At 54.1% G+C, this 17,519-nt stretch carries 18 protein-coding genes; 8 read left to right on the forward strand and 10 right to left on the reverse strand.

The genetic code is table 11. The features are described 5' to 3' along the window. The first annotated feature begins 212 nt into the window (after positions 1-212). The 3 genes from AC16KF_RS07690 to AC16KF_RS07700 are packed head-to-tail and all read left to right on the forward strand — an operon-like array spanning position 213 to position 4,943. The gene (locus AC16KF_RS07690) at positions 213-4,187 is read left to right on the forward strand and encodes a DNA polymerase III subunit alpha (protein ID WP_484036722.1); all 3,975 of its coding nucleotides are present in this window, start codon (positions 213-215) and stop codon (positions 4,185-4,187) included. Between the two features lie 53 nt (positions 4,188-4,240). Beyond that, complete coding sequence (locus tag AC16KF_RS07695; RefSeq protein WP_484036723.1) at positions 4,241-4,537, forward strand: hypothetical protein; 297 nt, start codon at positions 4,241-4,243, stop codon at positions 4,535-4,537. After that, entirely contained in the window at positions 4,512-4,943 is a 432-nt protein-coding gene (locus AC16KF_RS07700; protein ID WP_484036724.1) for a type II toxin-antitoxin system VapC family toxin, read from the forward strand. Before AC16KF_RS07695 ends, AC16KF_RS07700 begins: the two co-directional genes overlap by 26 nt. Before the next feature lie 2 nt (positions 4,944-4,945). Here AC16KF_RS07700 and AC16KF_RS07705 read toward each other — a convergent pair whose 3' ends face one another. Beyond that, the gene (locus tag AC16KF_RS07705) at positions 4,946-5,743 is read right to left on the reverse strand and encodes an AAC(3) family N-acetyltransferase (protein WP_484036725.1); all 798 of its coding nucleotides are present in this window, start codon (positions 5,741-5,743) and stop codon (positions 4,946-4,948) included. A gap of 1 nt (position 5,744) precedes the next feature. Next, a complete protein-coding gene (locus AC16KF_RS07710) occupies positions 5,745-6,518 on the reverse strand; it encodes an enoyl-CoA hydratase-related protein (protein ID WP_484036726.1) in 774 nt (257 codons plus the stop codon). 64 nt (positions 6,519-6,582) lie between these two features. Here AC16KF_RS07710 and AC16KF_RS07715 point away from each other — a divergent pair, with 64 nt between their 5' ends. Both AC16KF_RS07715 and AC16KF_RS07720 read left to right on the forward strand, forming a co-directional pair. After that, a complete protein-coding gene (locus AC16KF_RS07715; protein WP_484036727.1) occupies positions 6,583-6,936 on the forward strand; it encodes a DUF1304 domain-containing protein in 354 nt (117 codons plus the stop codon). Beyond that, positions 6,933-7,538 (forward strand): DUF998 domain-containing protein, encoded by a 606-nt coding sequence (locus AC16KF_RS07720; RefSeq protein ID WP_484036728.1) that lies wholly within the window; start codon positions 6,933-6,935, stop codon positions 7,536-7,538. The genes AC16KF_RS07715 and AC16KF_RS07720 overlap by 4 nt, the downstream gene beginning before the upstream one ends. Positions 7,539-7,808: 270 nt before the next feature. Here the strand turns inward: AC16KF_RS07720 and AC16KF_RS07725 are convergent, their stop codons facing one another. After that, positions 7,809-8,480, reverse strand: a complete 672-nt coding sequence (locus tag AC16KF_RS07725) for an HAD family hydrolase (RefSeq protein ID WP_484036729.1) — start codon at positions 8,478-8,480, stop codon at positions 7,809-7,811. Positions 8,481-8,526: 46 nt separating this feature from the next. Here AC16KF_RS07725 and AC16KF_RS07730 point away from each other — a divergent pair, with 46 nt between their 5' ends. Further along, positions 8,527-10,620 (forward strand): GAF domain-containing sensor histidine kinase, encoded by a 2,094-nt coding sequence (locus AC16KF_RS07730; protein WP_484036730.1) that lies wholly within the window; start codon positions 8,527-8,529, stop codon positions 10,618-10,620. A gap of 16 nt (positions 10,621-10,636) precedes the next feature. On the opposite strand, the gene AC16KF_RS07735 is transcribed toward AC16KF_RS07730, so the two are convergent. Beyond that, the gene (locus tag AC16KF_RS07735; protein ID WP_484036731.1) at positions 10,637-10,768 is read right to left on the reverse strand and encodes a 2-oxo acid dehydrogenase subunit E2; all 132 of its coding nucleotides are present in this window, start codon (positions 10,766-10,768) and stop codon (positions 10,637-10,639) included. Between the two features lie 29 nt (positions 10,769-10,797). Here AC16KF_RS07735 and AC16KF_RS07740 point away from each other — a divergent pair, with 29 nt between their 5' ends. Both AC16KF_RS07740 and AC16KF_RS07745 read left to right on the forward strand, forming a co-directional pair. Continuing rightward, a complete protein-coding gene (locus AC16KF_RS07740) occupies positions 10,798-10,920 on the forward strand; it encodes a hypothetical protein (protein ID WP_484036732.1) in 123 nt (40 codons plus the stop codon). 11 nt (positions 10,921-10,931) lie between these two features. Further along, positions 10,932-11,252 (forward strand): hypothetical protein, encoded by a 321-nt coding sequence (locus AC16KF_RS07745; protein ID WP_484036733.1) that lies wholly within the window; start codon positions 10,932-10,934, stop codon positions 11,250-11,252. Positions 11,253-11,383: 131 nt separating this feature from the next. Here the strand turns inward: AC16KF_RS07745 and AC16KF_RS07750 are convergent, their stop codons facing one another. The 6 genes from AC16KF_RS07750 to AC16KF_RS07775 form a co-directional block, all read right to left on the reverse strand. Next, positions 11,384-12,049: a dienelactone hydrolase family protein gene (locus AC16KF_RS07750; protein WP_484036734.1), complete on the reverse strand. Its 666-nt coding sequence runs from the start codon at positions 12,047-12,049 to the stop codon at positions 11,384-11,386. Between the two features lie 9 nt (positions 12,050-12,058). Then, a complete protein-coding gene (locus AC16KF_RS07755) occupies positions 12,059-12,646 on the reverse strand; it encodes a GNAT family N-acetyltransferase (protein ID WP_484036735.1) in 588 nt (195 codons plus the stop codon). A gap of 86 nt (positions 12,647-12,732) precedes the next feature. Further along, complete coding sequence (locus tag AC16KF_RS07760; RefSeq protein WP_484036736.1) at positions 12,733-13,200, reverse strand: methyltransferase family protein; 468 nt, start codon at positions 13,198-13,200, stop codon at positions 12,733-12,735. A 68-nt stretch (positions 13,201-13,268) separates the two neighbouring features. Continuing rightward, positions 13,269-14,489: a dihydrolipoamide acetyltransferase family protein gene (locus AC16KF_RS07765; RefSeq protein WP_484036737.1), complete on the reverse strand. Its 1,221-nt coding sequence runs from the start codon at positions 14,487-14,489 to the stop codon at positions 13,269-13,271. 35 nt (positions 14,490-14,524) lie between these two features. Further along, positions 14,525-14,980, reverse strand: coding sequence for a four helix bundle protein (locus tag AC16KF_RS07770; RefSeq protein WP_484036738.1), 456 nt, complete (start codon positions 14,978-14,980; stop codon positions 14,525-14,527). A 126-nt stretch (positions 14,981-15,106) separates the two neighbouring features. Further along, the gene (locus AC16KF_RS07775; protein ID WP_484036739.1) at positions 15,107-17,506 is read right to left on the reverse strand and encodes an alpha-ketoacid dehydrogenase subunit alpha/beta; all 2,400 of its coding nucleotides are present in this window, start codon (positions 17,504-17,506) and stop codon (positions 15,107-15,109) included. Between the last annotated feature and the right edge of the window lie 13 nt (positions 17,507-17,519).

The following is a 17,519-nucleotide window of genomic DNA, read 5'->3' on the forward strand; positions in this document are numbered from 1 at the left end:
GAAAATCTCGAGGCTCAAAACACGGTGTTTTGCCTTCGAATCCGCTAATCTGCGCGAATTTTTCCGAGAAAGGTTAGCGTGAATTCGTGAGGATTAGCGGACAAAAAATCCAAATGCGATTGCCCTAATTATCTTTCTGTCCTCGAACACCCGTGCTATAATACCCTCAACCCCAATTCTCTAGTCCTCTAATCCTCCAATCCTCTGCTCTCATGTCCTTCACCCACCTCCACGTTCACACCGAATACTCCCTGCTCGACGGCTTCTCGAACATCAAGAAACTCGTCAAGCGCGTGAAGGAGTTGGAGATGCCTGCGGTGGCGATCACCGATCACGGCACGATGTTCGGGGTGATGGATTTTTACAAAGCCGCGACGAACGAGGGGATCAAACCGATCATCGGCGTGGAAGCGTACATGGCGGCGCGGACGATGCAAGACCGCGATTCGAAACTCGATAGAACCTCCTCTCACTTGTTGTTGCTCGCTGAAAATGAAACAGGTTACAAAAACCTGCTCAAGATTTCCTCCGCCGCGCAACTCGACGGCTTCTATTACTATCCTCGCATTGACCATGACCTGTTAGCCAAACATTCCGAGGGAATCATTGCTACGTCGGGGTGCATGTCGGCTGAGATTCCGCGCTTGCTGTTGGATGGGAATCACGAGGAAGCCGTCAAGCGGATGAATTGGTATTACGACGTCTTCGGGCGCGATAACTTTTTCATCGAACTGCAACAGCACAACATCAAAGAGATCACCGACTTAAACAAAAAACTGCTCGAGATGGGGATGAAGTATTCGGCGAACTATATCGCGACGAACGACGTGCATTACATCAATCAGGATGACGCCCGTTTGCAGGATATTATGCTGGCGATCCAAACCCAGTCGCTTCTTTCGGACCCCGAGCGGATGCGCATGAGCGACGACTCATACTACCTCCGCACGCCCGAGGAGATGAGTCGACTCTTTGCTGAGGTGCCCGAGTCGTTGAGTAACACGCTCCTCATCGCCGAACGCTGTAATGTGGACTTATCGTTCAAGGGCTATCACTTGCCCGAGTTTCCCGTCCCTGATGGGTTTACGGTGGCAAGTTATCTCCGTCACCTCTGCGAGGACGGGGCGAGGAAAAGGTATGGGGAGTCGGCGACACGTTCCAAAGTCCGCGAGAGAATCGAGTATGAGTTGGGCGTCGTCAACAAAATGGGATTCGACGCCTACTTCCTCATCGTCTGGGATTTGTGTCGTCACGCGCGTGAAAATGGGATTTGGTACAACGCGCGCGGATCTGCCGCGGGTTCGATCGTCGCGTATGTGTTGGAGATCACGGTCGTTGACCCGCTTCAACATGATCTGCTGTTCGAGCGCTTCTTGAACCCTGGGCGCATCTCGATGCCCGATATTGATTTGGATTTTCGTGACGACCGCCGCTCGGAAATGCTTGAATACACATCGCGCAAATATGGGAGCGATAAGGTCGCGCAGATCATCACGTTTGGGACGATGGGAACGAAAGCCGCGTTGCGCGACGTGGCGCGTGTGATGGACATCCCATTGCCTGAAGTGGATCGTGTTGCAAAACTTGTGCCGTTCGTTTCGGGTCGCAACACCACAATGGAAGACGCGCTCGCGATCCCCGATTTCAAAAAGATCTATAACGAACAACCGCATCTGCGTGAATTGATTGACACCGCCGCCCGCATGGAAGGGACCGTGCGCAACGCAGGGACTCACGCGGCGGGCGTGGTCATCTCTGATAAGCCGATGATCGAATACCTGCCGTTGCATCGCCCGACCTCTGGCTCGGAAGAGACGCCGATCAAAACGGTGACGCAGTTCGAGATGGGCATTCTCGATTCGCTCGGTATGTTGAAAGTGGACTTCCTCGGGCTTATCACGTTGAGCGTCATGGCGAAGGCGTGCGATTTGATCGAGAAACGTCACGGCGTGAAATTGGATTTGAACAACATTCCGCTCGACGATCCGAAATCGTTTGAGATCATGGGCGCGGGGCAGACCGCTGGCTTGTTCCAAGTGGAAGGCGGCGGCATGACGCGCTGGATCGTCCAGATGAAGCCGAAGACGCTGGACAACATCATCGCCATGGTCGCGTTGTATCGCCCAGGTCCGATGGCGTTCATCCCCGATTACATCGCGCGTATGCACGGCGAAGCGGACGTGGAATATCGTCACCCCTCATTGCAACCAATCTTCCAAGATACATTCGGAATCCCCGTTTATCAAGAACAATTGATGCGTGCCGCCGTCGAACTCGCGGGATACACGCCATCTGAATCGGATGAATTGCGCAAAGCGATCTCGAAGAAGATCAAACAAGATATTGATAAACATCGCAACAAATTTGTCACGGGCGCGGTGAAGCAGGGGATGGAACAAAGCGTTGCCGAATCCATTTACAGCGATTGGGAAGAGTTTGCGCGTTATGGATTCAACAAATCTCATGCGGCAGACTACGGCGTCATCGCCGTGCAGACCGCCTATCTCAAAGCCAATTATCCAACCGAATACATGACCGCGTTGCTTTCGGCGTCTGCGGGACAGACCGAGAAAGTCGCCTTCTATATTTCAGACGCGAAGAGCATGGGTGTGCCGGTTCTGCCGATTGACATCAATGCTTCGGGCTGGGATTTTGAAATTGAAAACCCTTCAACGAGTTCAGGGCAAGAAAAACCCAGCATCCGTTTCGGGTTAGGCGCGGTAAAAAATGTGGGGCAAGGCGCGGTCGAATTAATTCTCAAAGAGCGCGACCAAAACGGGACGTTCAAAGACCTCAACGAGTTTGCGCGGCGCGTCGATCTTCGCGCGGTTGGAAAACGCGCCCTCGAATGTCTCATCAAAGTCGGTTCGATGGACGCGTTCGGCAACCGCGCCGCGTTGCTCGCCTCGCTCGATCGAATCGTTTCGATCAGCAATGCGCACTTCCGCGCGGCAGATGCGGGGCAGATGAGTCTCTTCGGCACAACAACGGGCGTCGTCGAGGAAATCACATTGCCCGAAGTCAATAATGTTGATAAACGCGAGATGCTCAACTGGGAGCGCGAACTCATCGGCTTATATATTTCCGATCATCCGCTCACGCCGTATCAAAAAACGTTCGCGCAGATCGTCAGTTATTTTTCGGGTCAACTCGGCGAAGCCTCGCACGAAGAAAAAGTCCGCGTGGCGGGTCTCATCACCAACGTCCGCCCGTACATGACCAAGACCAACAAGCCGATGGGTTTCGTCACGCTCGAAGATATTCAAGGCAACATCGAACTCGTGCTCTTCCCGCGCACGTGGGAGAAAACGCGCGAGCAACTCACCGTTGGTCAGATCGTGATCGTCGAAGGCAAAGTGGATGGAAACTCCACGCCGCCAAAAATTTTAGTGGATGCGGTGCGGACGGAGATCAAGATTCTCGAATCATTGGATGACGCTTCGTCTCCGCTCAGCGCGAAGCCGCCTCTCTCTCAGGGTCAGCCTGCTTCGCCCTCGCAAGCGACTCCACAACCCAAGCCGACTCCTGTCACGCCGCTCAACATCAAGTCCACGCAACCGAAGCCGATGGCGCAACAAAAGCAGACGCCGCCTCCAGTGATGGTTCCTCAAGTTGCCGAATCCACGCCTGCTTATGAAGTAGGGCGAGATAGTATCTCGCTCTACAGCGAACCTCCGCCACCCGATAACTTCCCCGATGGCTGGGACAATGAATGGCAGCCCTCATTCGAAGAGGGCGCGATTGCGTCCAAGCCTGAGCCGAAGTTCAAGAAGAGTGATGAAGTCACGCCGCCGCGCGTCGAAGCGATGACTGCTCAAGTTGAGAGTCAAGATGAGACGGGCGACCAAGATGACGCGGCGCGCGAAGCGGTTGTCACATCCCTCAAATCCATTTACACCACGCTGGTCAAAGAGGAAGACCAGAAACATCCGCCGAAGCAAGTCACGGTGATGCTGCGCTCGACGGGCGACAAGGAACGCGACCGACGCAGGATCAAAACCATCTATGGCACGCTGATCTCATTCCACGGGCGCGACCGATTCAGTTTTCAGATTTTCGAGAACGGGTCAGGTCACTTGATTGACTTCCCCAACGACACCACGCGCGTCTGCCCAGAAATGCTCGACCGCCTCAAGAAGTTGATCGGCGAAGAAAGCTGGCGCGTGGAGGAGATCACGTTTCAGTAGGGCGGTTTGACGTATGCGCATGTGGGTGTGTATAATGCGGGGAAGGAGCCAGAATGCAAAACTTGCAACGAGTGAATCTTTTGTTGGAACGACGCCAGCGCGAAGCGTTGGAACGTCTCGCCGCGCAAAAGCATCGCAGTGTGAGCGATCTGGTGCGGGAATATGTCACTGCGGGTTTGCGCGAAGACACTGATGCGCGCAAGGAGCGCGCGCTTGCCTTAGAGCGCGCCCGCGAATTGAGCGCGCGTATTTTGAAACGCCGCAAGGGAAAGCCGCTTACCGATTCAGTCAAACTCTTGGAACAAGCGCGAGAGGAGAGGGTGAATGAACTACTGGGTCGTGGACGCTAACATCGCCGTCAATACGATCACGAGGATGACCGACAGCCTTTCGCAATTCTGGGATCGTGTTGATCGTGAACAAATTACCCCGTGCGCGCCGCGTTTGTGGCTGAGCGAAACCGCAACGGCAATCCGTCAGCGGGTGGTCATAAAAGAAATGTCTTCGGAAGATGCAGAACAAGCCTTGCGAGACATCCACGCCTTGCGCTTTGAAATCATGGATGAAGACGAAGAGCTCAGCCTGCGCGCGCTCGAATGGGCTGGCAAACTTGGTCAATCGAAAGCGTATGATGCTTTTTATATGGCGTTGGCTGAAAAACTGGTTGCTGACTTTTGGACGGCAGACGAGCGGCTCGCCAACCGTTGTCGCAAAGACCTGAAATTGAAATGGGTTCATTCGATCAGCGAATTGTGATTTCACCCCATAGCGTATTTTCCCCGCACGGCGTTACACATCAAACAATCATCCCGCTCGCACAACAAGGCGAGCGGATCGTTTTTAATTAAAGCCATCGCCACATCGATAACACGCTTGATCGGTATGGCTTCCACAAAGGACTTATCCAACTCCACGCGGACCGTGTCCTCTTTGAGGTGTGACGCGATGGCGCCGAACCCGCCCGAATCGCCGGGATAGTTGTGACATTCCACTGTGCGATCGCCGACCAACGCCCAGCGGATGAACTGCTTTCGCCCTGCAAGTTTCTCCGCGTAGTGGATGCTCGTGTTGGAGGCGTGGTTTTCATTGATGAGGATGACCCAACCATCGCGCTCCATCAACGCGCCGACCGGCGCCAGCGGATCGTCGCGCAATTGAGTGTTCAGGATCTCGTCGGCATGAATGCCTGCAAACGAAAGAATGGGATGCGACGATCGTTTTGCCTCTTGATGATTGCGCAACGCTTCGGACAATATACCCATCATCGGGTCGGCGCGCAGGCTGGGCGTGAACGTGGTGGACATTTCATTGGGGATATCGGGCTTGCCATAGATCATGCCATTATTGGGCGGTCCGTTCGGCGGCGTAACCATCGAATAATATGTGAACGTGGGCATGACGATGGTATTGAACGTCCCCATCAGGGCGCGCAAAATCGCATCCGCGCCGTCTTGAATATACCCGAACGGCTTGAGTGAAGCGTGCGCGATCACCGGTTTCTCCGCCGGAATGTTCAGGTCTTGAAACAGATTTTTCAGTTCGATATAGTCCACCATTTCATTTCCCCTTCCATTGCGGGTTGCGTTTCTCCGCGAAGGCGCTCATGCCTTCCTTTTGATCTTCTGAATTGAACAAGTTGTAAAAAATCTGTTTTTCCTCGGCAAGCCCATCCTTGAGGAACGATTCATACGAGTAACTGATCGCCTGCTTTGCCGCGCGGACAGCCAACGGCGCGCGCGCGGCGATCTCCTCGGCGAGTTTCAACGCGTCGTTGAGATAATCGCTCACAGGCGCGACTCGATTCACCAATCCGAAATGAAGCGCTTCCTGCGCGTTGATCTTGCGGTCATTGAGGATCATTTCCATGGCGAGGGCTTTCCCCACCACGCGGACGAGTCGTTGCGTGCCCCCCGCCCCGGGGATAACGCCCAGGGTGATCTCAGGCAAACCAAACTTGGCGGTATCCGAAGCGACGATCATGTCGCACGAAAGCGCAAGCTCGAATCCGCCTCCCAGCGCCCAGCCCGACACCGCCGCGATCACCGGCCTGCGGATCGCGCGAATCCTTCCAAACACGGCGATATGATCCTCGCGCGTCATTTGCATGGCAGATTTATCCGCCATCTCTTTGATATCCGCCCCGGCGGCGAAGGCTTTCTCGCTACCCGTAATCACCATCGCGCCGATCGCCTCGTTTTTATCGAAGGCGTCCAACGCATCCATCAGTTCGGTCATCAGCGCGTGGTTCAACGCGTTCAAGGCCTGCGGACGATTCAACGTGACCAGCCCAACGCGCCCGCGAGTTTCAACAAGAATGGATGTGTATGCCATACTTCCGATTATAAGGGAGAACAGCCGTGCTGTATAATCGCATCAACCACAAAAAGGAGTTTTCATGAACCTCGCCGCCAATCTTCTTGTCGCTCTCGTTGCCGTGTTGCACCTCGGTTTTCTCGCGCTCGAAATGTTCTTCTGGGATCATCCCTTCGGCAGAAAAACATTCAAGATGACTCCCGAATATTCCAAAGCCTCCGCCTCACTCGCCGCGAATCAAGGATTGTATAACGGCTTCCTCGCGGCAGGCTTGATCTGGGGTCTGCTCGACGGCAACGCCTCGGTCAAAATTTTCTTCTTAGCTTGCGTCGTCATTGCGGGCATCTACGGCGGACTCACCACGCGCAAAACGATCCTCTATATTCAAGCCTTGCCCGGGCTGATTGCGCTTCTCGCGGTGTACCTCACGCGATGATCAAACGCGCCGCGCGCGTCGGCATGATCGGCCCGATTCTTTTCGCAACGGTTGTTACCCTCCTCACCATCCTCAAATTCGACTTTCTCCTTTCCATCGGCTGGCATCCGATTCACGCTCCCACCTTCGATTGGCCCAGCGGACTCGCGCTCGGCGACTTCGGCTGGATCATGACCGCGACTTTCCTCCTCAGCGGATTCATGCTGGCGGTCTTCGCTTCCGGACTCCGCCTCAGCCTGCCTCGCACATCGTTGACCGATCCCGCCACCCTCGCGTTGACTCTCGCCGGGCTTGCCCTCGCCGGTCTCGCGTTCACCACCGACCCGACGATGCGCTCCACGCCCGCCACCTGGCACGGACGTTTGCATGACCTCTCGTTCGTCCTCCTCGGTCTCACCCTCATGCCCGCGATGATCCTGCTTGGCTTTGCGTTTCAAAAAGATTCGCGCTGGAAAAATTTATCCGCTTACACGTGGATCACGGTTGCGCTGGCGCTTCCCACCTTTTGGCTCAAAGGCGCGGCGTTTTATATTTTTATGTTGGCTATGCTGGTATGGAGTGAAGTTGTCGCGCTACGAATGAAATCAATTATGAAGAGATAAACCCCGAAGGGGTGATCTGATTCTAGCCTTGGACGAAAATTTCACTAACCCCGAAGGCGTCGCGTGGCGCCGTGGCGACAGATGACATAAATTTGCAGCCTCTGACACCCCTTCGGGGTTGAATGTGTTGACACATCCTTCAATACTATAATCATTTGACCCCTTCGGGGTCTGTGGGTTATTGCTCAGTTTAATTGTTAACCTGCAATATGCGCTCTTGCGCAAGAACAGCCTGAAGCGCGAGACGCTTCGCAGTCTCGCGCTACGGAGTTAAGTAAGTTGAATTAATTTGTTTGCAAGTTCGCTTGTCGTTTCCAGGATCACATCCGCGCCGAAGCGCAACAACTCCTCTTTTTCCCCAAAGCCGCACAACACGCCCGCCGTCTGCGCCCCCGCCGATTTGCCGGCGCGCATATCTACGGTGGTATCGCCGATCATCAAGCATTCCTCAGGCTTCACGCCCATTTTTTTTGCCGCAAGCAGAATGGGATCCGGGTAAGGCTTTGTGTGTTCGGCTGAAAGCCCCGTCACGATTGCGTCGAAATATTTCACGAGATCGAATTGCTCGAGAAAGCGCATCGTCCCCTTTTCGTCGCGCGCACTGACCACCGACATCGGATATTTCCCTTTGAGTTGCGCCAGCATCTCGTTCACACCGGGCACAAGCAGAAACTTTTTCGCAGTCTGCCGCCGATGCCGCGACATCCAATCGATGACCGCCACCATTGCATCGTCGATGCCGAACGTGTCGGCGAACCCAAGCAGAGCGTTGCCGGGCGCCTCCGCCCACATCACAAAGCGCCGCGCCGCATGGTCGGGGTTGCCAAATAGAAATTGGGGAAAGAAGCGCCGGACTTTTTCCTTATACAGATCATCGGTGTCGCTGAGGGTGCCATCCACATCGAAGCAGAGGGCTTGGATACGCGCGAGGTCGAGAGACATGGGGCAATTGTACCGTAAGGGATTGTGCTATACTTTGGCAACACGTATGTCGAAAAACGAACAAGATCGCACGCGCGCTCTTCTTGAACTGCTTTACAACGTCAGCCGCGAGTTGGCGACCGCGCTCGATTTGCGCACGGTATTACAGCGCGTGTTATACGAAGCCATCCAGAACGTGGGCGGCGAACGGTGCAGTGTGGTTGTATTGGACGACTCAGGCAAAGCCGTAGACGCGACCATTGTGTACGGTTCGCAAGTCCACGAGCATACCACCCAGCAATTGCGCGATACGATGGAACGCGGGCTGGCGGGCTGGGTGATCCGCAACAAGCGCGGCGTGTATGTTCCCGATACCAGCAAAGACGAGCGCTGGTTAATGCGCCCCGACGATACGCTGAATAAGACCGGGGTGAAATCTGCCATCTGCGTGCCGTTGCAGGCGCGCGAAAAATTAGTGGGGGTTCTCACGTTGGTGCATACTTCGCCCAACGCTTTTACCACCGAACAACTCGACCTGATGCAAGCCATTGCGGACCAGGCAGGGATTGCCATTTTGAACGCGCGCTTATACACCGAAAGTCAGCGACAGGCGCGCGTGATGACCGCCCTCGCCGAAGGCGCGTCGTCGATGAACGTTTCGCTTCGCATGGAAGATCTGCATAAACGCATCCTCATCCAGTCGATCCAAGCGTTGCAGGTGGAAACCGCCGCGCTCGGCATGATCGAGGACGAGCACGTTGTCTTTCGCGCCGCAACCGGGCAGAACGCGGGATTGATCCTCGGCAGGCAAATTCCACTGGGCGTGGGCATTGTGGGTCATGCGGCGCGCGATGGGCGCGGCGTGGTGGCAAACGATCTCGCCCATGAAAAGGATTTCCACAACGAAGACCGATTCGGCGGCATCGACATGCGCGCCCTGCTCGTCGCTCCGATTCATTCGCAGGGGCGTGTGATCGGCGTTCTTGTGGCGGTCAACCCCGTTGCGAAATCCTTCGACCCCGACGCGTTGCTCGTGATGGCGGGCATCGGCGGCTTGGCGGGGTCGGCGATCCAGAACGCGCAATTGTTCGAGAAACTGCAAGCCGCGCACCAGCGTTACCGCGAGCTATTCGAAGACAGCATCGATCCGATGGTCATCACCGATTGGGAAGGGAAGATGCTCGAAGCCAACCGCCAGGCGGTGTTGTTGAGCGGCTACACAGACGAGACTCTGCGCGCGCTGAGCATCGACCAACTTCACGAGGTGAACTGGAACAAAACAGGGATGGAATTCGAAACCCTGCGCGAGAACCGCATGTGCACGTACGAATCATCCTTGAGCAGGGAGGATGACGCGCACGTGCCCATCGAAGTCCACGCGCGGCGCATCGAGTTCGAGGAAGCGGACGCCATCCAGTGGATCCTGCGCGACATTACCCAGCGCAAGGAATTGGATGGTTTGCGCGGCGATCTTACCTCGATGATCTATCACGACCTGCGCTCACCGCTGGCGAACATTTCTTCGAGCCTCGATATTTTGTACACAATGGTGCCGGAGAAAGACCGCGAGACTGTGCTTGCTATCATCAAGATCGCCGAGAATTCCACCGAGCGCATCCAACGCCTCGTCAACTCGCTGTTGGACGTGAACCGCCTCGAGTCGGGTCAACCTGTGGTCAACCAAAAACCTGTGGATGCGCTGACGCTCATCCAGCAGGCGGTGGTGGATATGCAACCTGTGGCGGATGGACGCCGGCAGAAGCTCGAATCTCTCCTGCCCGCCTCCCTCCCGTCCATTTGGGTGGATGAGGATATGGCGCGGCGCGTGTTGATCAACCTCGTGGAAAATTCGAGCAAGTTCACCCCCACCGAAGGCGAGATACAGGTTGGCGCGCTACACGAAGACAGTTGGGTCCATCTGTGGGTAAGGGATACCGGCCCCGGCATTCCGCCGGCGGAACAGGAACGCGTTTTCGATAAATTCACGCGCATGCGCGGCTCGAACAAGCCCGGGCTTGGAATTGGACTTGCCTTCTGCCGCCTCGCAGTGCAAGGGCACGGGGGCAACATCTGGATCGAAAGCGATTCAGGCCGGGGCGCAACATTTCACTTTACGTTTCCCGTGGCGACGATGGAACAATCGGCGCCTCACGCGGAATAAAGTTGCCTGCCTCGTTCTAACTCCACTCTTCCAACGTTTCTTTCACCTTCATCAAAAAGTGATCCGCCGAAGCGCCATCTAAAATGCGATGGTCGAACACGAACGAAAGATACACCATCGGACGGACGGAGATTTCTGACGCTGGCATGCCTTGCCGGGCTTGGAACCTTGAATCGCATGGATTCCTTCCTGTTTTTTGCGCCGGCGCTTGCCTATGAATTCATCTCGCGCCATCGCAATTGGAAAGGCGTACAGACATTGTTCATTGGATTCCTGCCGTTCCTGCTCTGGGAGTGGTGACAGCGGCTGGGATGGTCGGCTACTATGCGGGACCCAATGTCCACATTGTGGATAGTTGGGCATTATACGACCCCCTGCTTGCAAGAATAAAAAACGACGAATCCAATCCGCGCATTGGTCATTTCACCCGCCGACCGGTGGATGGATACATTGAAACCCTGCAAACCGGGCTGAATCAAATCAGCGACCCTGCGTTGGCGCGATATTACGACAAATTGAAAATCGTCATCAGCGGAGATCTATGGTCTTGGGAGAGACTGAGAACTATTTGGGAAATGAACACCGGGAAGTATGACGACCTGCTCGATACGTATTCACAAAATAGGGAATAGATTTTATACGTAACAGGGCAAAAATCTTTTGGACGCAGACAACGCTGATTACGCTGACTCAAAAAGGAAAAATCTACGTTTTCTGCGTGAATCAGCGTCCCGTTTTTTTGGATTGAGTCTAATTCCTCTTTTTATTTCACGTTCTGCTTCAGAAACTCAAACGTCCGTTCCCACGCCAACTGCGCGGAAGCGGAGTCGTATTCGGGGCGATCAGACTCGACGAACCAGTGGGCAACCCCGGGGTAGATGTGAAGCGTCGCGTCCACGCCTGCCTTTTTAAACTCCGCGAAGGTATTCTCCACATACTCGTTCGGCTCCCACTCGTCGTTGTCGCTGTAATGCCCCATCACTTTGGCGGTGACCTTTCCATACTCGATGCCTTCGTTGCCGTAGAAGAGGACAACAGCCGCAATTTGTTCGGGTTTGTACGCGGCAGTGATCAACGCCCATGCTCCGCCCATTGAAAAACCAACCACGCCGATCTTGCCGTTTGTCAATCCGCGCAAATGATCCTTTGCCGCCATCACCGTATCGCCGACGAGTTGACCGTCGCTTTTTTCCATTAACGCTTTGGCTTCCTCGATCGTCTTCGCAATTTGACCATCTCGCAAGTCGGGCGCGAGCACGGTAAACCCCTGCTCGGCGAGTCGGTCACACGTCTCTTTGAAGAACGGTTTGAGTCCCCACCATGCGTGGAGAAGGAGAACGCTAGGTCCGCCATTGTCTGGCGCGGCGAGATACGCGTTGACTTTCTTTCCGTTCACATCAAGTTGGATTTCAGATTTTTGGATGGACATGTGATTCTCCTATTTGATTTTGTAACGCATGATCAATTGCGTTTCAGAAGCGCGACCCGCTTCCACAAACCCAACCTCGCGGAAGGCGGAGGCAATTCCCATATAGCCCGCATAACTGTTTAGTTTTTGCCCAGCCAGTTTTTCGGTTTGCATGTCAATCGGATAGCCCTCGACGATCTTTGCGCCATGCTTTTTTGCATATGCCACCGCGCCGCGCAACATCTCAGCCATCAAGCCCTGCTTGCGAACGGATTTATCCACAAAAAAGCAAACGATGGACCAGACAGGCTTCTCGTCCACGCGTTTGAGAATGCGAGAATTTTCGAGCGCCAGATAATTTTCACGCGGACCTACCGAACACCAGCCAGCAGGCTTGCCATTCACATAGGTAATCAACCCAGGTTCCTGTTTCTTTTCAGTCATCTGACGAAGGATTTCTCTTGTTCCCCCGCCGCGTAATTTTTTGAAATCCGAACGATCCAGCCGCCAGAACATGCACCAGCATCCCGCATACCCGCCATGCTCGCCAAACACAGAGACCATATCATCCCATCTTTTCATCGTTAACGGTAGGACTTCAATTTTGCTTTTAGGCATGTTCGTTTCCTTTGCCCGATAATAATAGAACGTATATTCTATGTCAAGGATAAAAATAAAAGACGGTTTGCCGCCGTCTTTTGGATTTACACCCACCGCCTCACACGGAACTTGTAGCCTGTGTACGCCTCCCCAAACTTTTTCTCCAGATAAGTCTCTTCGTGTCGAATCACCAGATTGTTCATCAGCGGAATGAACACAGCCGCAAGCGGAATCCCCCACACATTCCCAAACGCGAGCGGAAAGCCGATCAGCATGAACACCATGCCGAGGTAGATCGGATTGCGCGTGAAGCGATACACTCCGCTTGAAACGACTGCCCTCACCGACCCATGCGGATTGACCGTTGTCCGCGCTTGCGTGAAGGCAAATAATGCCGACAACCCAAGCAGGAAACCGACGCCCGCCAATGCCAAACCGATGTTTTTAAATAACGGCGAAATGACAATCGGTAAAGCGATAAACCTTCCCAGCAACCAAGCAATGAAAATATGAATCACCAACAACACAGGCGGATGAATCTTCACACTCGCATGATCTTTGTGTTCGCTCATAAACCCAATTCTCCAATTCTCTATTTCTCTAAAATCTCTAGTCTCTAATCTCCAGTCTCTCTTTCCCCTCAACTCCAATTTTCGAGAGTCTCCTTCACCTTCATCAAAAAGTGATCCGCCGACGCGCCATCTAAAATCCGATGATCGAATACGAACGATAAATACACCATCGGGCGGATGGCAATCGCGTCATCAATAACTACCACGCGCTTCTGCATCGCGCCGACGCCAAGGATTCCGCATTGCGGCTGGTTGATCACAGGAAACGCGAATAATGATTCGCCAGTGCCGTGATTGGTCAGCGTGAACGTTCCGCCCTTCACCTCGTCTGTTTGCAGTTTCTTCGCGCGGGCTCGATTCGCCAGGTCATTGACCGAACGCGCCATCGCCAGCAGGGACAAATTATCAGCGTTCTTGATCACAGGCACGATCAATCCTTCCTCTCCCAACGACGTTGCCATGCCGAGATTGACCGCCTTGTGCACCAGCACGCCTTCATCCGACCACGACGAGTTGACGATGGGATAACTCTTCAACCCCGCAACGATCGCCGTCATGAAGTACGCGGTGAAGGTGAGGTTGACTCCATCGCGCGAGAACATTTCCTTGTTGGCTGAGCGATGCTTCGACACGCGGCTCATGTCCGCTTCCATCACCGTCAACACATGCGGCGACGTGTGTTTCGACATCACCATATGTTCCGCGATGGACTTGCGTATGGGAGAGTGCTTGATGAGTTGGTCGCCTTCTATGGGTTTCAAGGTTGCAGGTTGAAGGTTGACAGGTTGACCTGTGACTTTCGACTTTCCACTTTCTACAAACGCCAGCACATCGTTTTTCGTGATCCTCCCATTCAATCCCGTCCCAGCCACGTTCTGTAAATTCACCCCATGCTCTGCGGCAATTTTCGCCACAACAGGAGAGATAAAGCCTAAATCCGTACCGCGTACTGCGGACTGCGTAACAGGTTGCGAAACTGATGACTGGTCACTGCTCACTTTTGCCTTCACTTGCGGCGCACTTTCCACTCCTCCACTTTCCACCGACTCCCCCTCCTTCCCAATGAACGCCAACACCGCCCCCACCTTCGCAGGGAGTCCCTCCTCCGCCATGATCTTCAACACCGTCCCAGACGCGGGCGCGGGGATTTCGGTGTCCACTTTGTCGGTGTTCACCTCAAGAAGCGGCTCCAACTCCTTGACCGAGTCGCCTTCCTTTTTCAGCCATTTGATGACAGTAACTTCCTCAACGCCTTCGCCGAGTAGTGGGACAAGTACTTTAGTTGCCATTTTTTCTCCAGTTACAAGTGATCAGTAATCGGTGATCAGTCATCGGTGTCTTCATCGTCAGATTCTGTGAAATAGACAGCGGCTTCTTCGCGCACACCTCGCGGAGGTTCACCGCAGAACATATCGGCTTTGTCCATCATGCCATTCAGCATTCGTCCGATTTCAAGGCATTTTGCGACCAACTGGTCGTTTGTCTTTTGGTCAATATAATCACAATCCATTGCCGTTCCTATCCAATGTTGGGTTTCCATCTGCTCGCCATCGGAGTCGGTCAGTTTGCTGATGAAATGTTTTTCGTAACGCCGCTTCGCCCATGATTCCGCGATGTTCGCCCCGATCGAACGCGATGAACGGCGGACCTGATCAGTGAGCGAAAACTTCTCATCGTTCGGAAACGACTGCGTGAGTACCTTGATCTCTTTTGCCAATGCTCGGCATTTCTGATACACGATCAAATCACGAAAACTCTCCGCATGTTTCAATCCGCTCATCTCAACCTCCATTTACACTGATTACTGTTCACTGTTCACTGTTCACTGTTCACTGTTCACTGTTTACTGTTTACTGATAACTGCTCACTGATAACTGCTCACTGATAACTGCCCACTGATAACCGTTCACTTAATCACTGGATACTTCCCTGGATCAACCTCATTCATCATCTCATAAACAGCATCAAAGATCGTCTCCGCATTCGGTTTACTCCAATAATCGCCATCTGAACCATACGCGGGACGATGCGCCTTGCCGCTCAACGTGCGAGCGGGCGAATCCAAATGGAAATACCCGCCTTGCTTCTCGATCACTTCCTGCATCATATACGCGGACGTTCCGCCTGGCACATCTTCGTCCAAGAACAACACGCGGTTGGTTTTCTTCAACGAATCAACGATCTTTCCGTGAACATCGAATGGCAACAGCGACTGCACATCCACGACCTCAACTTCAATGCCTGCTTTGGATAACTTGTCCGCCGCGTCGAGCGCAATGCGGCAACACGCGCCGTATGTGACGAGCGTGAGATCACTTCCTTCACGAATCACCTCAGGCACGCCGAGCGGGACAGTGAACTCGCCGATGTTATCGGGCAATCGTTCTTTCACGCGATAGCCGTTCAACACCTCAACGACCACAGCAGGCTCATTCGATTTCAACAGCGTGTTGTAAAAACCTGCGGCGCGAGTCATATCGCGCGGTACCAACACATTCATGCCATGCAGGAGATTAATCAATCCCGCCATCAACGAACCCGAATGCCACACGCCCTCCAAACGATGTCCGCGCGTGCGAACAATCACAGGCGCGGCTTGTCCTCCCGCCGTGCGCCAATGCAGTGTCGCCAGATCATCCGACATGATTTGCAGCGCATACAAAATGTAATCGAGATATTGAATTTCACAAATGGGTCGCAGTCCGCGCATCGCCAAGCCGATCGCCTGCCCCATGATCGTCGCTTCGCGGATGCCCGTATCGCTCACGCGCAGCGCGCCATATTTTTCCTGCATCCCCTTGAAACCTTGATTCACATCGCCAAGAAAACCAACGTCCTCGCCGAACGCGATCACGCGCGGGTCGCGTTCCAGAATCGAATCGAACGCGGCGTTGATCACTTCAAACCCCATCATCGTGGGCGACGATGCCGAATAGGCGGGCTTGATCTCCGCAACCGAACCAGCCGTCCCGTCGTACAGATGCGAACCGTAGCGCGTCTCGTTGATCGCATCCTGTTCATTTTTCCATTGGATTAAAACCTGCTTGGATGGATTCGCCTCGTCGCGCAGGATTCGCAAGGCTTCATGCGCCGCGCTGTGGACATCCCGCCTCGCCACCGACGGGAGATTTGCCAGCCGCTCTCTGAGCCGACTCAACGCATCGGCATGACTCGAACTGCCCGCGATCTCATCGAGCATATCCATCACTTGTCCGCGCTCCTCGAGGATCGGGTTGAGGAACGAATCCCATGCGATCTTGCGAATATTTTCGACGATCGCGTAATCTTCGCTTTCCCATTGCTTGAATTCTGTTTCGGTTGCGATCTTCTTTTCGATCATCCACGTTTTCATTTTGTGGACGCCGTCGAATTCCTCTTCGAACTTCAACCGTTCGGCAGATTTATATCGCTCATGCGAGCCGCTCGTGCTGTGACCTTGCGGTTGTGTGACCTCGGTGACATGCACCAACGCAGGGACGTGTTCCTCCCGCGCGGTTTCCGACGCGACGCGAAATGTTTCGATCAATGCGGGATAATCCCACGCCTTGACGCGGTAGAGGTCGTATCCGTTTTTTGATTCGGAGTTTCGTTGAAAGCCTTCGAGCAGGTCGCCCACATTGCCCTTGGTCATTTGATATTCGTTCGGCACCGAGATGCCATAACCGTCGTCGTAGATCGTGATGATGGCGGGCGCTTTCAACACGCCAATCGCGTTGACCGTTTCCCAAAACATCCCCTCCGCGGCAGACGCGTTGCCGATGCTTGCCCATGCCACTTCATTTCCGTTGCGCGAAAACTGAGTGAATTGTTTGAGTTCATCAATGCCGCGATACAAAACCGATGCGTACGCCAGCCCGACCGCCCGCGGCATCTGCGTGCCAGTGGGTGACACGTCTGCCGCAGTGTTGTATAACTCGGTCTGGTTTTTCCAAGAACCGTCCGCGTTGATAAAGCGGTTGGCGAAATGCGCGTTCATCGAACGTCCGCCCGTGTTGGATTCGTGCTCCACATCCGCGTGGGCGTACAACTGGGCAAAAAATTCCTGGATGCTCATGACGTTAAGCATGAACATCCAGGTCTGGTCGCGGTAGTAGCCTGAGCGCCAATCTCCCTTGCGGAAGTGCCGCGCAATGGCGATGTTGATGATCTCTTTGCCGTCCCCAAAAATGCCGAACTTTGCCTTGCCGCTCAACACCTCGCGCCGCCCGATGAGCGAAGCCTGCCTGCTCTGATAGGCGAGGCGGTAATCCTTGATAATCTCTTCTTTCTTGAGGGGAAGTTGATCCGAACCCTTCTTTTGTGGCATGAAGCGTTCTCCT

The sequence above is a fragment of the Candidatus Defluviilinea gracilis genome, from assembly GCF_057138825.1.

Excerpts from the sequence above, each read along its gene's own strand:
- AC16KF_RS07690 (WP_484036722.1), top strand. The coding sequence starts at position 213 with ATGTCCTTCACCCACCTCCACGTTCACACCGAATACTCCCTGCTCGAC.
- AC16KF_RS07695 (WP_484036723.1), top strand. The coding sequence starts at position 4,241 with ATGCAAAACTTGCAACGAGTGAATCTTTTGTTGGAACGACGCCAGCGC.
- AC16KF_RS07700 (WP_484036724.1), top strand. The coding sequence starts at position 4,512 with ATGAACTACTGGGTCGTGGACGCTAACATCGCCGTCAATACGATCACG.
- AC16KF_RS07705 (WP_484036725.1), bottom strand. The coding sequence starts at position 5,743 with ATGGTGGACTATATCGAACTGAAAAATCTGTTTCAAGACCTGAACATT.
- AC16KF_RS07710 (WP_484036726.1), bottom strand. The coding sequence starts at position 6,518 with ATGGCATACACATCCATTCTTGTTGAAACTCGCGGGCGCGTTGGGCTG.
- AC16KF_RS07715 (WP_484036727.1), top strand. The coding sequence starts at position 6,583 with ATGAACCTCGCCGCCAATCTTCTTGTCGCTCTCGTTGCCGTGTTGCAC.
- AC16KF_RS07720 (WP_484036728.1), top strand. The coding sequence starts at position 6,933 with ATGATCAAACGCGCCGCGCGCGTCGGCATGATCGGCCCGATTCTTTTC.
- AC16KF_RS07725 (WP_484036729.1), bottom strand. The coding sequence starts at position 8,480 with ATGTCTCTCGACCTCGCGCGTATCCAAGCCCTCTGCTTCGATGTGGAT.
- AC16KF_RS07730 (WP_484036730.1), top strand. The coding sequence starts at position 8,527 with ATGTCGAAAAACGAACAAGATCGCACGCGCGCTCTTCTTGAACTGCTT.
- AC16KF_RS07735 (WP_484036731.1), bottom strand. The coding sequence starts at position 10,768 with ATGCCAGCGTCAGAAATCTCCGTCCGTCCGATGGTGTATCTTTCGTTC.
- AC16KF_RS07740 (WP_484036732.1), top strand. The coding sequence starts at position 10,798 with ATGGATTCCTTCCTGTTTTTTGCGCCGGCGCTTGCCTATGAATTCATC.
- AC16KF_RS07745 (WP_484036733.1), top strand. The coding sequence starts at position 10,932 with ATGGTCGGCTACTATGCGGGACCCAATGTCCACATTGTGGATAGTTGG.
- AC16KF_RS07750 (WP_484036734.1), bottom strand. The coding sequence starts at position 12,049 with ATGTCCATCCAAAAATCTGAAATCCAACTTGATGTGAACGGAAAGAAA.
- AC16KF_RS07755 (WP_484036735.1), bottom strand. The coding sequence starts at position 12,646 with ATGCCTAAAAGCAAAATTGAAGTCCTACCGTTAACGATGAAAAGATGG.
- AC16KF_RS07760 (WP_484036736.1), bottom strand. The coding sequence starts at position 13,200 with ATGAGCGAACACAAAGATCATGCGAGTGTGAAGATTCATCCGCCTGTG.
- AC16KF_RS07765 (WP_484036737.1), bottom strand. The coding sequence starts at position 14,489 with ATGGCAACTAAAGTACTTGTCCCACTACTCGGCGAAGGCGTTGAGGAA.
- AC16KF_RS07770 (WP_484036738.1), bottom strand. The coding sequence starts at position 14,980 with ATGAGCGGATTGAAACATGCGGAGAGTTTTCGTGATTTGATCGTGTAT.
- AC16KF_RS07775 (WP_484036739.1), bottom strand. The coding sequence starts at position 17,506 with ATGCCACAAAAGAAGGGTTCGGATCAACTTCCCCTCAAGAAAGAAGAG.